Annotated in this window: 15 protein-coding genes; 12 read left to right on the top strand and 3 right to left on the bottom strand. The window is 65.3% G+C overall.

What is annotated here, in order from left to right:
- Positions 1–61: 61 nt before the first annotated feature.
- Together M2343_RS05955 and M2343_RS05950 are read left to right on the top strand one after the other, a co-directional pair.
- The gene (locus M2343_RS05955; RefSeq protein WP_264575957.1) at positions 62–235 is read left to right on the top strand and encodes a hypothetical protein; all 174 of its coding nucleotides are present in this window, start codon (positions 62–64) and stop codon (positions 233–235) included.
- 3 nt (positions 236–238) lie between these two features.
- Complete coding sequence (locus tag M2343_RS05950) at positions 239–460, top strand: cupin domain-containing protein (protein WP_264575956.1); 222 nt, start codon at positions 239–241, stop codon at positions 458–460.
- A gap of 13 nt (positions 461–473) precedes the next feature.
- Here M2343_RS05950 and M2343_RS05945 read toward each other — a convergent pair whose 3' ends face one another.
- Together M2343_RS05945 and M2343_RS05940 are read right to left on the bottom strand one after the other, a co-directional pair.
- Positions 474–2258, bottom strand: coding sequence for a cation:proton antiporter (locus M2343_RS05945; protein WP_264570115.1), 1785 nt, complete (start codon positions 2256–2258; stop codon positions 474–476).
- A gap of 113 nt (positions 2259–2371) precedes the next feature.
- On the bottom strand, positions 2372–3592 hold the full coding sequence (locus tag M2343_RS05940) for an NADP-dependent isocitrate dehydrogenase (RefSeq protein WP_264570116.1): 1221 nt from the start codon (positions 3590–3592) through the stop codon (positions 2372–2374).
- Positions 3593–3800: 208 nt separating this feature from the next.
- On the opposite strand from M2343_RS05940, the gene M2343_RS05935 reads away from it, so the two are divergent.
- Positions 3801–4547 carry a phosphatidylserine decarboxylase gene (locus M2343_RS05935; RefSeq protein ID WP_264570117.1) on the top strand — a complete coding sequence of 249 codons (747 nt, stop codon included), beginning with the start codon at positions 3801–3803 and terminating at the stop codon, positions 4545–4547.
- Between the two features lie 58 nt (positions 4548–4605).
- Positions 4606–5388, top strand: coding sequence for a CDP-alcohol phosphatidyltransferase family protein (locus tag M2343_RS05930; RefSeq protein ID WP_264575955.1), 783 nt, complete (start codon positions 4606–4608; stop codon positions 5386–5388).
- On the opposite strand, the gene M2343_RS05925 is transcribed toward M2343_RS05930, so the two are convergent.
- Entirely contained in the window at positions 5348–5575 is a 228-nt protein-coding gene (locus M2343_RS05925; RefSeq protein ID WP_181559453.1) for a hypothetical protein, read from the bottom strand. The genes M2343_RS05930 and M2343_RS05925 overlap by 41 nt on opposite strands.
- A gap of 210 nt (positions 5576–5785) precedes the next feature.
- Between M2343_RS05925 and rpsB the strand changes: the two genes are divergently transcribed.
- The 8 genes from rpsB to M2343_RS05885 all read left to right on the top strand — a co-directional run bounded on the left by rpsB (position 5786) and on the right by M2343_RS05885 (position 12752).
- Positions 5786–6544, top strand: coding sequence for a 30S ribosomal protein S2 (rpsB, locus tag M2343_RS05920; RefSeq protein ID WP_264575954.1), 759 nt, complete (start codon positions 5786–5788; stop codon positions 6542–6544).
- A gap of 114 nt (positions 6545–6658) precedes the next feature.
- Positions 6659–7585, top strand: coding sequence for a translation elongation factor Ts (tsf, locus tag M2343_RS05915; RefSeq protein WP_264570120.1), 927 nt, complete (start codon positions 6659–6661; stop codon positions 7583–7585).
- A gap of 106 nt (positions 7586–7691) precedes the next feature.
- Positions 7692–8414 (top strand): UMP kinase, encoded by a 723-nt coding sequence (gene pyrH, locus M2343_RS05910; RefSeq protein WP_264570121.1) that lies wholly within the window; start codon positions 7692–7694, stop codon positions 8412–8414.
- Positions 8415–8432: 18 nt separating this feature from the next.
- Positions 8433–8990 (top strand): ribosome recycling factor, encoded by a 558-nt coding sequence (frr, locus tag M2343_RS05905; protein WP_264570122.1) that lies wholly within the window; start codon positions 8433–8435, stop codon positions 8988–8990.
- 60 nt (positions 8991–9050) lie between these two features.
- Complete coding sequence (locus M2343_RS05900; RefSeq protein WP_264575953.1) at positions 9051–9794, top strand: isoprenyl transferase; 744 nt, start codon at positions 9051–9053, stop codon at positions 9792–9794.
- The gene (locus tag M2343_RS05895; protein WP_264575952.1) at positions 9791–10456 is read left to right on the top strand and encodes a phosphatidate cytidylyltransferase; all 666 of its coding nucleotides are present in this window, start codon (positions 9791–9793) and stop codon (positions 10454–10456) included. Before M2343_RS05900 ends, M2343_RS05895 begins: the two co-directional genes overlap by 4 nt.
- The gene (locus tag M2343_RS05890) at positions 10453–11619 is read left to right on the top strand and encodes a 1-deoxy-D-xylulose-5-phosphate reductoisomerase (RefSeq protein ID WP_264575951.1); all 1167 of its coding nucleotides are present in this window, start codon (positions 10453–10455) and stop codon (positions 11617–11619) included. Before M2343_RS05895 ends, M2343_RS05890 begins: the two co-directional genes overlap by 4 nt.
- The gene (locus M2343_RS05885) at positions 11616–12752 is read left to right on the top strand and encodes a M50 family metallopeptidase (RefSeq protein WP_264575950.1); all 1137 of its coding nucleotides are present in this window, start codon (positions 11616–11618) and stop codon (positions 12750–12752) included. Before M2343_RS05890 ends, M2343_RS05885 begins: the two co-directional genes overlap by 4 nt.
- The last annotated feature ends 8 nt before the right edge of the window (positions 12753–12760 follow it).

Genomic DNA, 12760 nt, shown 5'->3' with positions numbered 1-12760 from the left:
GGCGCTGAACGGGGGAGGGCAGACCTCTCGGTCCGGCCGGCTCCTGTGTGGGAGACGATCCATGACGCCGAAGTCGCTCAGTACCTATCCCATCCACCTCGCGCGGGGCGGTAAGGCCGTGACACAGCCGGCCATGACCTCCGATCCGGCCTCGTATGCCGCCTATGATGCCCGCCATGGCGGAGATGGCGCAGATGGCCGCTCGGTCAGCGCCTATCGTTTCAGCAGCAATTGATCGATGTGGGAGCGGCATCCGCTCGGCGACGAAATCGTCTATTGCATCGCCGGCGCCGTGACGCTGCGGCAGCGCGGCGAGGATGGGACGGAAACCCATGTTGCGCTCTCCGCCGGTGACTATGCGATCAACCCCGCCAATGTCTGGCACACGGCGGATGCGGCCGGAGAGGTGGAACTGCTGTTCATCACCCCGGGAAGCGGAACCGAGCACGAGCCGCGCTAGCGGCGAGTTGGGCTCAGGCGGGACCGTTCGCTTCCCCCAGCCGTCGACTCCGCAGCCGCGGCGCGACGTCGAGTTCCGCCGCCGCCTTGATCTCATTCTGCAGGTCTTCGCGCTTTTGGTGCACGGACGCGATCACGGGCCCCATGGGCAGGCCGAGGTCCACCAGCGCGGTCTCGGCCAGGTGCAGTGAGCTTTCCAGCGTCTCGGGCACCGCGTCGCTTGCGCCGGCCCGATAGAGTTGGGCGGCGTGGGTGGTGTCCCGCGCCCGCACGATGATTGGCAGATCGTCCAGCCAGCCCCGCACGCGATTGGTGACGCGCATCGCCAGCACCGGGTCGTCCATGGTGATGATGAGCGCCTGCGCGCGCCCGAGTCTCAGACGGTCGAGCGTGTCGGGGCGCGACACATCGCCGAACTGGACGGTGTAGCCCTCCGCCCGGGCCTGCGCGACGATATCGATATCGTTCTCCACCGCCACATAGGGCACCTCATGCACCCGCAGGAGATCCGCGACGGTGCGGCCAACGCGGCCGAAGCCGAGGATGATGGCGGCGCGCGCATTGTCGTCAGTGTCGGTGCTGTCCGGCTCCAGCGCATCCCGCTCGACCCGCCGGGCCATGCGATGCCCGAATTTGGCGAGGATGGGCGTGAGCGTAAGGCCGATGGCGGTGGCCATTTGCCAGAACGCCGCCGTTCCGGGGCTGATAAGATTGGCCGTCACGGCGCTCGCCAGCACGATGAGCGTCGTTTCCGACGGGCTGCCCATCAGGATGCCTGTTTCCAGCGCCACCCCGCGCCGCGCGCCCGCAAGCCGCAGCAGCAGGCTGGTCACCGCCACCTTCGCGAGAACCACGCCGGTGATCGCGAGCAGTAACCCATCCCATTGCGCGACCAGGGCGACCGGATCGATCGCCATGCCGACCGTGATCAGGAAGACGCCCAGTGCCAGGCCCTTGAACGGCTCAGTCATGCCCTCGACCTGGCCGTGATAGTCGGTTTCCGCGATCAGAATGCCCGCGACCAGCGCGCCGACGATGGGCGAGAGGCCCGCAGCGGTGGTGAGCAGGCTGGAGACCATCACGACGAGCAGGCTTGCCGCCAGAAACACCTCGGGCCGCTTGGCGCGCGCCGCCTGTGCGAAGAGGCGGGGGAGCATGAAGCGCCCGCCGATCAGCAAGGCGAGGACGGCGAGGCCGCCGGTCAACAGGACAGTGGCAAGATTTTCCCAGCCATCGTCCGCGACATTGGGCGCCATGGCACCAAGCGCGAAGACGATCGGCACAAGCGCCAAATCCTCGAAGAGCAACATGCCGAACGCGGATTTGCCGACCGCCGAATGGGTGCCGGCAATCGGCATGACGAGCGCCGTTGACGAGAGGGAGAGGGCAAGACCCAGGCCGATGGCGGCATACAGGCTGCTACCGAGCAGCAGCATCCCACCACCGATCAGCGTGGCGCTGCCAAGCAGTTCCGCCGCACCGATGCCGAAGACGAATTTGCGCATCGACCACAGGCGCTTGAACGACAGCTCCAGGCCGATGGAGAAGAGCAGCATGACGATGCCGAGTTCGGCAAAGGCGGTGATCGCCGATTCCCGCGAAATCGTCACATGGGCGAGCGCCGGATAGGCGCTGACGAACCGGCCGAGGCCAAAGGGGCCGACCAGCAAGCCGACGAGGATGAAGCCGATGATCGGGCTGATGCGGAAGCGTGCGAAGGCGGGGATCACGAGGCCCGCCGCGCCGAGAATGACCAGCGCCTCGTTGAACGTCTGGCTGCCGAACGTGCCGTGGATCATCGGGTCAATCCGCTCGGGCGAGTGGGCGGGACGCCAGGGTGCGGGCGTACCGCAGGGAGGGAGGAGGGCGCTTCGAGCGTGGTTGACCCCATCGAAGCGCCCCCTTCAGGTCTTTAGGACCAGTTGCTCATTTCGGCTTCGAGGTTCCGGCGGATCGCTTCGAAGAACTGCTCGGTGGTCATCCAAGCCTGATTCGGGCCGATGAGGATCGCGAGGTCCTTGGTCATCTCGCCATTTTCCACCGTCTGCACGCACACGCGCTCCAGCGTCTCGGCAAAGCGGACGACGTCCGGCGTCTCGTCGAACTTGCCGCGGAACTTGAGGCCACCGGTCCACGCGAAGATCGACGCGATCGGGTTGGTGGAGGTCGCCTTGCCCTGCTGGTGCTGGCGATAGTGACGGGTCACCGTGCCATGCGCGGCTTCGGCCTCGACCGTCTTGCCGTCGGGCGACATCAGGACGGAGGTCATCAGGCCGAGCGAGCCGAAGCCCTGCGCCACGGTGTCCGACTGGACGTCGCCGTCATAATTCTTGCACGCCCACACGAACTTGCCGCTCCACTTGAGCGCGGCCGCGACCATGTCGTCAATCAGGCGGTGCTGATATTCGATGCCAGCAGCCGCGTACTTGTCCTTGAATTCACGGTCGAAAACGTCCTGGAACAGATCCTTGAAACGGCCGTCATAGGCCTTGATGATCGTGTTCTTGGTGGAGAGGTATAGCGGCCACTTGCGGTCGAGCGCATAGTTCATGGATGCACGGGCGAAATCGATGATCGACTGGTCGAGATTGTACATCGACATGGCGACGCCCGAGCCGGGGAACTGGAAGACTTCGCGGTCAATCACCTTGCCATCGTCGCCCTCGAACACCAGACGCAGCTTGCCGGGACCGGGCACGAGGAAGTCGGTGGCGCGATACTGATCGCCAAAGGCATGACGGCCGATCACGATCGGGTCGGTCCAGCCCGGCACCAGGCGGGGCACATTCTTGATGACGATCGGCTCGCGGAACACGACGCCGCCCAGAATGTTGCGGATCGTGCCGTTCGGCGACTTCCACATCTGCTTGAGGTTGAACTCCTCGACGCGCGCCTCATCCGGCGTGATCGTGGCGCACTTCACGCCGACGCCGTACTTCTTGATCGCCTCGGCGGAATCGATGGTGATCTGGTCGTTGGTGCGGTCACGCTCTTCGACGCTCAGATCATAATAGTGAAGGTCGACGTCGACATAAGGCTTGATGAGCCGCTCGCGGATCCATTCCCAGATGATCCGGGTCATCTCATCGCCGTCGATCTCGACGATCGGATTTTTCACCTTGATCTTGCTCATGCGTGCCATGTTCCCTGTTCGATGTCGCTGGGGCCGCCGCGAACGCGCGCGGCAGGACCTTTCAGCATGCCTCTAGGGAAGGTCGCGGCGATGATCAACTGCCCTGGCCACGCATGAGAGGCTGATGTCGGGCGATTTATGCCGCGTGGCAGGCCTGTTTGGGCCGGCGGGGATTGTGCCGGGCGGCGGCTCACCCTAAACAGAGCCCATGACAACAGAATTTTCGGGCACGCAGCCGGTCGCGCCTTCACGGACAAGCGTCAAGTGGAGTTTCCCATCGGTTCACCCGGAGGGGCGGCGCTTTGGGGCGATTGCCGCTGCGATTACCCTCATTTTTGCCTTGATGGGCTGGTCGATCCTGGCCTGGCTGATGGTCGGCGTGACGCTTTGGGTGTTCGCGTTCTTCCGCGATCCCATTCGCGCCGTGCCACAGGACGAGCGCGCGATCATCGCGCCGGCGGATGGCCTGGTGACCCTGATCCAGGTCGTTCCGCCCCCGCCGGAGATGCTCGGACCAGACAAGCTTGGAACCGAACCCATGACACGGGTTTCTATCTTCATGAGCGTGTTCGACGTCCACATCAATCGCACCCCCATCAGCGGCACCATCAAGGATGTCGTCTATATCAGCGGCAAATTCGTCAATGCGGACCTGGACAAGGCCAGCGAGGACAATGAGCGCCAGCATATTCTGGTCGAGCGCAGCGATGGCGTGCGGGTGGGCTTCACGCAGATCGCAGGGCTGGTCGCGCGGCGGATCGTTCCTTTCGTCAAGCGCGGCGATATCGTCGCGGCAGGCCAGCGCGTCGGGTTGATCCGCTTCGGCAGCCGCGTGGACGTGTATCTCCCTGCCGGCACGGCGCCGCAGGTGGCGCTGGGCACGCATACGGTGGCCGGCGAAACGATCCTGGCGCATCTGGGCGAGAATCAGTCCGCTACGGCTGTGCTGCAATGAGGCCTCGCTCGCTTGGCGCGCCCATTGGCGGACCCGCGCCTGTTTCGGATTTGATATAATGGCGCGACCGCGTCCCATCGCCCGGATGAGCCGCGGCATCACGCTGCGTCAGGTCGCACCGAACGCCATTACGGCGATGGCGCTCTGCTTTGGTCTCACCGCCATTCGCTATGGCATTTCCGGTGAATGGCAGCTTGCCGTCGCGGCGATCATCTTTGCCGGTGTGCTCGATGGCGTGGACGGACGTGTCGCGCGCCTGTTGCGGGCGGACAGTCGCTTCGGCGCGGAACTCGATTCGCTCTCGGACGCGATTGCCTTTGGCGTCTCGCCGGCGCTCCTTGTCTATCTCTGGTCCTTGCAGTCCATGCCCCGCTTTGGCTGGATCGTCGCGCTGGTGCTGGCGCTCAGTTGCGCGCTGCGTCTTGCGCGCTTCAATGCTAGCCTCGATGTCATCGATCAGCCGCGCAAGGCTGCGGGATTTCTCACTGGCGTACCCGCCCCGGCGGGCGCCGGCATCGCCCTGCTGCCGCTCTATGCCTGGTTCATCACCGGATTGGACGTGTTCCGCGACTGGCGGCTTGTCGCCCCGTGGATCGTCATTTCGGCCTTCCTGATGATCTCCAGCCTGCCGACGCTGGGCTGGAAGGGGCTGCGCGTGCCGCCGGCCTGGCGCCTGTTCGCCATTCTGCTGGCCGGCATCTTCGCCGCGAGCCTCATGGTTGCTCCGTGGCACGCCCTGCTACTGCTGTCGCTGGCGTACATCGCCCTGCTGCCGATCGGGCTGGTCAGCTACGCTCGAGTCAAGCGGCGGCTCGTGGCGGCATCGCTATCGCAAGGCTGAGGCCCGTCGCGGCGACGGGCTGTGCCGTGTGCCGCTGGCCGGCCCGCTCGGGCGTCCAACCTTCCAGATCCAGCGTCCGCAGGGCGCGCATCATCGCGCCATGGCGCAGGCGCAGTTCATGGACCATGATCGTCGCCGCCAAAGTCGCCGCAACCGCAAACAAGGCACATCCCAGAATATAGAACATCGTCGTCCCTTTCCTGTGTCCACAGCATCGCCATGGCTTGATGTTCACTATTTGTTCTTGTTCTCGCCGCCTGTCAAGCGTGATGTGCAGACTTGTGCTCCTGTCGGGCTTGGTCTAAGGGCGCGCGTCTAACCCACATGGGATTCGCCACATACCGGTGCCGCTTCGCGGTCACTGAATCCCAGAGGCTCAACCGGAAGGAGATATATTATGGCGGCACCCGTCGTCACCCTGCACCAATTGATCGAGGCCGGCGCTCACTTCGGCCACCAGACGCACCGCTGGAATCCCCGCATGAAGCCGTACATCTTCGGCGAGCGGAACGGCATCCACATCCTCGATCTCTCGCAGACCGTTCCCCTCTTCGCCCGCGCGCTGGACTTCGTGTCCGCGACGGTCGCCGCTGGCGGCAAGGTGCTGTTCGTCGGCACCAAGCGCCAGGCGCAGGAGCCGATTGCCGAGGCTGCCCGTCGTTCGGGTCAGCACTTCGTCAATCACCGCTGGCTGGGCGGCATGCTCACCAACTGGAAGACCATTTCCGGCTCGATCAAGCGTCTCAAGACGCTTGAGGAGAAGTTGTCGGGTGACACCCACGGCCTCACCAAGAAGGAAGTGCTCCAGATGACGCGCGAGCGCGACAAGCTCGAGCTGTCGCTCGGCGGCATCCGCGACATGGGCGGCATTCCGGACGTGATGTTCGTCATCGACGTCAACAAGGAAGAGCTGGCGATCAAGGAAGCCAACACGCTGGGTATTCCGGTGGTTGCGGTTCTCGACTCGAACGTCGATCCGTCGGGCATCGCCTTCCCGGTTCCGGCCAATGACGACGCCAGCCGTGCCATCCGCCTCTATTGCGAGGCTCTGGCCCAGGCTGCGACCCGCGGAAACCAGAACGCCGCAGCGGCATCCGGCATGGACCTTGGCGCCATGGCCGAGCCGCCGGCTGAGGAAGCGCTCGCGCAGGCCTGATCGGCGCCGTCAAACGCACGCAACAATGTGCGGGCAGGGCGCCGGATCGGGAACGATCCTGGCGCCCGCCTGACATTTGGCAATATTGAATTCGAGATTTGAGGAACAAGAGACATGGCAGAGATTACCGCAGCCGCCGTCAAGGAACTGCGCGAGCGCTCGGGCGCTGGCATGATGGACTGCAAGAAGGCGCTTGCCGAAACCAATGGTGACGTGGAAGCCGCAGTCGACTGGCTGCGCGCCAAGGGCCTTGCCGCCGCGCAGAAGAAGTCGAGCCGCACCGCAGCCGAGGGCCTCGTGGTCGTGGCTGTCGATGGCACGCGCGGCGTTGCCGTCGAAGTGAACAGCGAGACGGACTTCGTCGCCAAGAACGATCAGTTCCAGGGCTTTGTCCGCACGGCCGGCGACGTGGCGCTCAAGAACGCCATCGGCGATGCCGAGGCTCTGCTGGCCGCGCCGCACCCGGCCGGCGGCACGATCAACGATGCGCTGGTGACCAATGTCGCCACCATCGGCGAAAACCAGCAGCTGCGTCGCGTGAAGGCTGTGTCGGTCGATCAGGGTCTGGTCATCGATTACATGCACAACGCCGTGGCGCCCTCGCTCGGCAAGATCGGCGTGCTCGTCGCGCTGGAAAGCCCGGCCGGTGCCGACGTGCTCGCCCCTCTCGGCAAGCAGATCGCCATGCACATCGCGGCGGCTTTCCCGGTCGCGCTCAAGGCTGAGGATATTCCGTCCGAGATTCTCGACCGCGAGCGCAAGATCGCGGCGGAGAAGGCTGCCGAGTCGGGCAAGCCCGCCGACATCGTCGCCAAGATGGTCGACGGCGCCGTGGCGAAGTTCGCCAAGGAGCAGGCGCTGCTCTCGCAGATCTTCGTGATGGACAACAAGACGCCGATCGCGGACGTCGTGGCCAAGGCCGCGAAGGATGCCGGCACGACCATCGTCCTCAAGGACTATGTGCGCTTCCAGCTCGGCGAAGGCATCGAGAAGGAAGAGAAGGATTTCGCGGCAGAGGTCGCAGCCGCCGTCGGCGCCTGATCCTTTCCTTCATTTATTACGCACCGGGCGCGCTCGGTGCTTGGCATGGCGGCGCGGGCTTACTAAGGTCCGCGCCGCTCCCGTCTCTGGAATTTGTTAGGCATTCATGACCACCACCGCCCCCAAGCGCATTCTCATCAAGCTCTCGGGCGAGGCCGCGATGGGGGCTCAGAGCTTCGGTATCGACCCGGGCACTGTCGCGCGCGTGGCCGGGGAAGTGAAGGAAGCCAAGGAGTTCGGCTTCGAGATCTGTCTGGTGATCGGCGGCGGCAACATCTTCCGCGGCATGGCCGGCGCAGCGCAGGGCATGGACCGCGCCAATGCCGATTATATGGGCATGCTGGCGACCGTCATGAATGCCCTCGCCATGCAGGATGCGCTGGAGCATCTGGGCGTCGCGACGCGGGTGCAGTCCGCTATCCCCATGGCGAGCGTCTGCGAACCCTATATCCGTCGCCGCGCCCAGCGGCATCTGGAGAAAGGCCGGGTGGTGATCTTCGCCGCCGGCACGGGCAATCCCTATTTCACGACGGACAGCGGCGCGGCCTTGCGAGCAGCGGAGATGAGCTGCGATGCGCTCTACAAGGGCACGTCGGTCGATGGCGTCTATGACGCCGACCCCAAACTCGTCGATTCCGCAAAGCGTTTCGATCGCGTGAGTTACGATCAGGTGCTCACACAAAATCTCAAGGTGATGGATGCCAGCGCAGTGGCGCTGTGCCGCGATAACGCCATTCCCATCATCGTGTTCAACATTCGCGAGCAGGGCAACCTTGCCCGCGTGCTGCGCGGCGAGGGCGTTTCGACCCTGGTCGACAGCGGTCGCTAGGTTCATCGGAGAGGCAAGATGGCAAAATATGACAAGGCTGATCTGGAGCGCCGCATGGCAGGCGCCGTCGACGCGCTCCAGCACGATCTGAACGGGCTGCGTACGGGCCGGGCCAATGTGGGCCTGCTCGATCCCATCACCGTAGAGGTGTACGGCGCCAAGATGCCGCTCAATCAGGTCGCGACCGTTTCCGCGCCGGAACCGCGCCTGCTCTCCGTGCAGGTATGGGACAAGTCCAATGTCGGCCCGGTCGACAAGGCGATCCGCTCGGCGGGGCTTGGCCTTAATCCGATCGTCGACGGGCAGAACGTCCGCCTGCCGATTCCGGACCTGACCGAAGAGCGCCGCAAGGAACTGGCCAAGCTGGCCGGCCAATATGCCGAGAAGGCGCGCGTCGCCGCCCGCAACGTCCGCCGCGATGGCATGGACAATCTGAAGACCGACGAGAAGAAGGGCGAGATCAGCGAGGACGAGCGCAAGCGCGCTGAAGCCGACGTGCAGAAGCTCACCGATTCGACCATAGCGGATATCGATGCGGCAGCGCAGGCGAAGGAAAAGGAAATCCTTGGCAAATAATCCGTCCTTCGACTGCCGAGGGAGAGGCCAGGGCCATTTATGAGCCTTTTGAGGTCCAGGATGACGCGCAAGGCCGCGCCGACCCCCGCCCAGACCGGCGGGGAAGGGGCGGTGCCGCGCCATGTCGCGATCATCATGGATGGCAATGGCCGCTGGGCGAAGGCGCGCCGCTTGCCGCGCGTCGCCGGCCATCGCGCTGGCGCCGAGGCCGTGCGCCGCACTCTGCGCGCTGCGTCCAAGCTCGGCATCGAATGCGTGACGCTCTATGCCTTTTCGTCTGAGAACTGGAAGCGGCCCGAGGACGAGATTGCCGACCTGACCGGCCTGATGAAGCAGTTTCTCCGCTCGGAAGTAGACGATCTGCACGAGGCTGGCATCCGGCTGAAGATCATCGGCAATCACCATGCCTTCGAGCCGGAAGCGGCAGCGATGGTCGATGCCGCCGTGGCGCGCACCGCCGCCAACACCGCGTCCACGCTGGTGGTCGCGCTCAATTACGGGTCGCAGGACGAACTGGCCCGCGCCATGCGCACGCTTGCCCAACAGGTGCAGGCCGGCACGCTGGCGCCAGAGGCGATCACGCCCGCGGTCATCGCGGCCCAACTCGATACTGCTGACCTGCCGCCGCTCGATCTGTTGATCCGCACCTCGGGCGAAGTGCGCCTTTCCAACTTCCTGCTCTGGCAGGCGGCCTATGCCGAGCTGTATTTCACCGAGACGCTCTGGCCGGACTTCGACGAGGCGGCGCTGGCAGCGGCGGTGGAAAGCTACGCCTGCCGCGAACGCCGGTACGGAGGCCGATGATGGCGGAACGCGCGCCTCGCTCCGATCTGGCGGTTCGCACCGGCTCGGCGATCGTGCTGCTGGTCGGCGCCGGGCTCGCGCTATGGGCCGATGGCGCGGTGCTGATCCTGCTGGTGGCGCTGGTGAGCGCCCTCGTTTTCTGGGAATGGCGCGGCCTCGTCCGGCGCTTTCCCGATGGCACGCTCGCCCGGATGCTCTGGCTGCTCTTCGGGCTGATCTATATCGGCGGTGCGGCGCTAGCGCTGCTGTCTCTGGGCGCGGCGACGCGCTGGCTGCTGATCGGCATCGTCATCGCGACGGATGTGGGCGCCTATTTCGCCGGGCGGACGATTGGCGGGCCGAAGATCGCACCGGCGATCAGTCCGTCCAAGACCTGGGCGGGTCTTGGCGGCGGCATGACCGCCTCGGGGCTGCTGGTGGCGGTTGTCGCCAGTGTGAGCCTGCAGCCCGGCTTCGTGCTGGTCAGCGCCCTGCTCGGCGCAGCCATCGCTGTGGTGGCCCAGGTGGGCGACTTCTTCGAAAGCTGGATGAAGCGGCGGGCGGGTGTGAAGGATAGCGGCAATCTCATTCCCGGCCATGGCGGCATGTTCGACCGGGTGGACGGCCTGCTGCTGGCCGCCATTCTGGCCGCTCTGGCCGGCGCAGGAGGAATGCTGGGATGATCGCGCCGCGCACCGTTTCCGTCTTCGGCGCGACCGGGTCGGTTGGCACCTCCACGCTCGATCTCATCGCGCGCGAGCCGGAGGCGTTCCAGGTTCTGGCCGTGACGGCCGGGGATGATGTCGACAAGCTCGCCGCGATCGCCGTGATGCACCGCGCCCGCCGCGCCGTCATCGCCAATGAGAGCCGCTATGGCGCCCTCAAGGTTGCGCTGGCCGGTAGCGGCGTCGAGATCGCCGCTGGCAGCGAGGCACTGATCGAGGCGGCCCAAATGGGCGCGGACTGGACGATGGCCGCCATCGTCGGCTGTGCGGGGCTGGCCCCCACGCTCGCGGCGGTCGCCGGGGGCAAGACCGTGGCGCTGGCCAACAAGGAGGCCTTGGTTTCGGCCGGTGACGTCATGATGGCGGCGGTCGCCCGCAGTGGCGCCGCGCTGCTGCCGGTGGACAGCGAGCACAACGCGATCTTCCAGTGCCTCGCAAGCGGCGGCCTCGACGCCGTGCGCAAGATCACGCTCACCGCCAGCGGCGGCCCGTTCCGCACACTCGGCCGCGAGGCAATGCGCGCGGTGACGCCGGCGCAGGCCGTCAAGCATCCCAACTGGTCGATGGGCCGCAAGATCAGCATCGACAGCGCGACGATGATGAACAAGGGGCTGGAGCTGATCGAGGCCTACCACCTCTTCCCCATCGGGCTAGAGCGCTTCTCGATCCTCGTTCACCCGCAATCGGTCATCCATTCGATGGTCGAATATCGCGATCGCTCGACGATTGCGCAGCTCGGTTGCCCGGATATGCGCATCCCCATCGCCAGCGCGCTGGCCTGGCCGCAGCGCATGGAGACGCCCTGCGAACCGCTCGATCTGGCCACACTCGGCCGGCTCGATTTCGAGGCGCCCGATGAGGAGCGCTTCCCCGCGCTGCGCCTTGCGCGCGAGGCGCTTCAGGCAGGCGGCGGCGCACCTGCCGTCCTCAATGCCGCGAATGAGATCGCCGTCGGGGCGTTCCTCGATGGGCGGATCGGCTTTCTTGATATTGGCCGGATCGTCGAAGACGTGCTAGCCCGCAGCGATGCAGGCCGCATCGCCACGCTCGAGGATGTTCAGGCCATCGACAGGTCGGCGCGTGCAATGGCCGAGCGGCTGACGGCGGAGCTCATCAATTGACCGATAACCCCGGTTTCTTCTTCACGATCCTCGCGTTCCTGCTGGTCATCGGCCCGCTCGTGTTCGTTCATGAGCTGGGACATTATCTCGTCGGCCGCTGGTTCGGCGTTCATGCCGAGACCTTTTCGATCGGCTTCGGCAAGGAAGTCTTCGCCTGGCATGACAAGCGCGGCACGCGCTGGCGCGTCGCGGCGCTGCCGCTCGGCGGCTACGTCAAGTTCGCCGGAGACATGAACGCGGCCAGCCAGTCCGACCCGAGCTGGCTGCAACTGCCGCCGGATGAGCGCAACCGCACCTTCCAGTCCAAGTCGGTCGGCAAGCGCGCGCTGATCGTGCTGGCCGGGCCGCTTATCAACCTGCTGTTCGCCGCGATCATTCTGGGCGGCTTTGCTTATGCCTATGGCGAGAATGTCACCCCGGCCGACGTGACGGCGGTGGAAGCCAATTCCGCGGCGGACCGCGCCGGCATCCTGCCCGGGGACAAGATTCGCGGCGTGGATGGCAAGCCGGTGGAGCTGTTTAGCGAGCTGCGCCAGATCATCGTGACCAAGCTGCCCGGCGAGGAGGTCACTCTCACCGTCGAGCGTGGCGGGGCAGCGCGCCAGATTCCGGTGAAGATCGGCGAGGTCGTTCAAGTCGATCGATTCGGCAATGAGTTCCGTTATGGCGCGCTCGGCGTGCGTAGCCTTGAATCGGTTTCGCGCCCTGTCGGGTTGCTCGAGGCGCCCTGGGTCGGCGTGCGCCGCACGGGCGAGCTGATCGGCATGATGGCAAGCGGTCTCGCCGACATCGTCACCGGGCGACGGTCTGTCGATGAACTGGGCGGGCCGCTCAAGATCGCGCAGATTTCCGGTGAGCAGGCGGCCTTGGGGCCGGAGGCGCTGATTGCCTTCGTGGCGCTGGTTTCCATTAACTTGGGGTTCATCAATCTCTTGCCAATTCCCATGCTCGACGGGGGTCATTTGTTCTTCTACGGAATAGAAGCTATTCAGCGCAGGCCAGTCAGTCCACGCTTTCAGGAAATGGCGTTTCGGTCGGGCCTCGCGCTTTTGCTGGGGCTGATGATCTTCGTGACTTTGAACGATCTGGCGTCGTTTGGCGTCTGGCGAGGGCTGAGCGGCTTGATTGGCTGATCGGGTTG

The sequence above is a fragment of the Sphingobium sp. B8D3B genome (genome assembly GCF_025961875.1).
Taxonomy (GTDB): Bacteria; Pseudomonadota; Alphaproteobacteria; order Sphingomonadales; family Sphingomonadaceae; genus Sphingobium.
The sequence above is the reverse complement of the archived record's forward strand: the minus strand, read 5'-3'. Positions and strand labels throughout refer to the sequence as shown.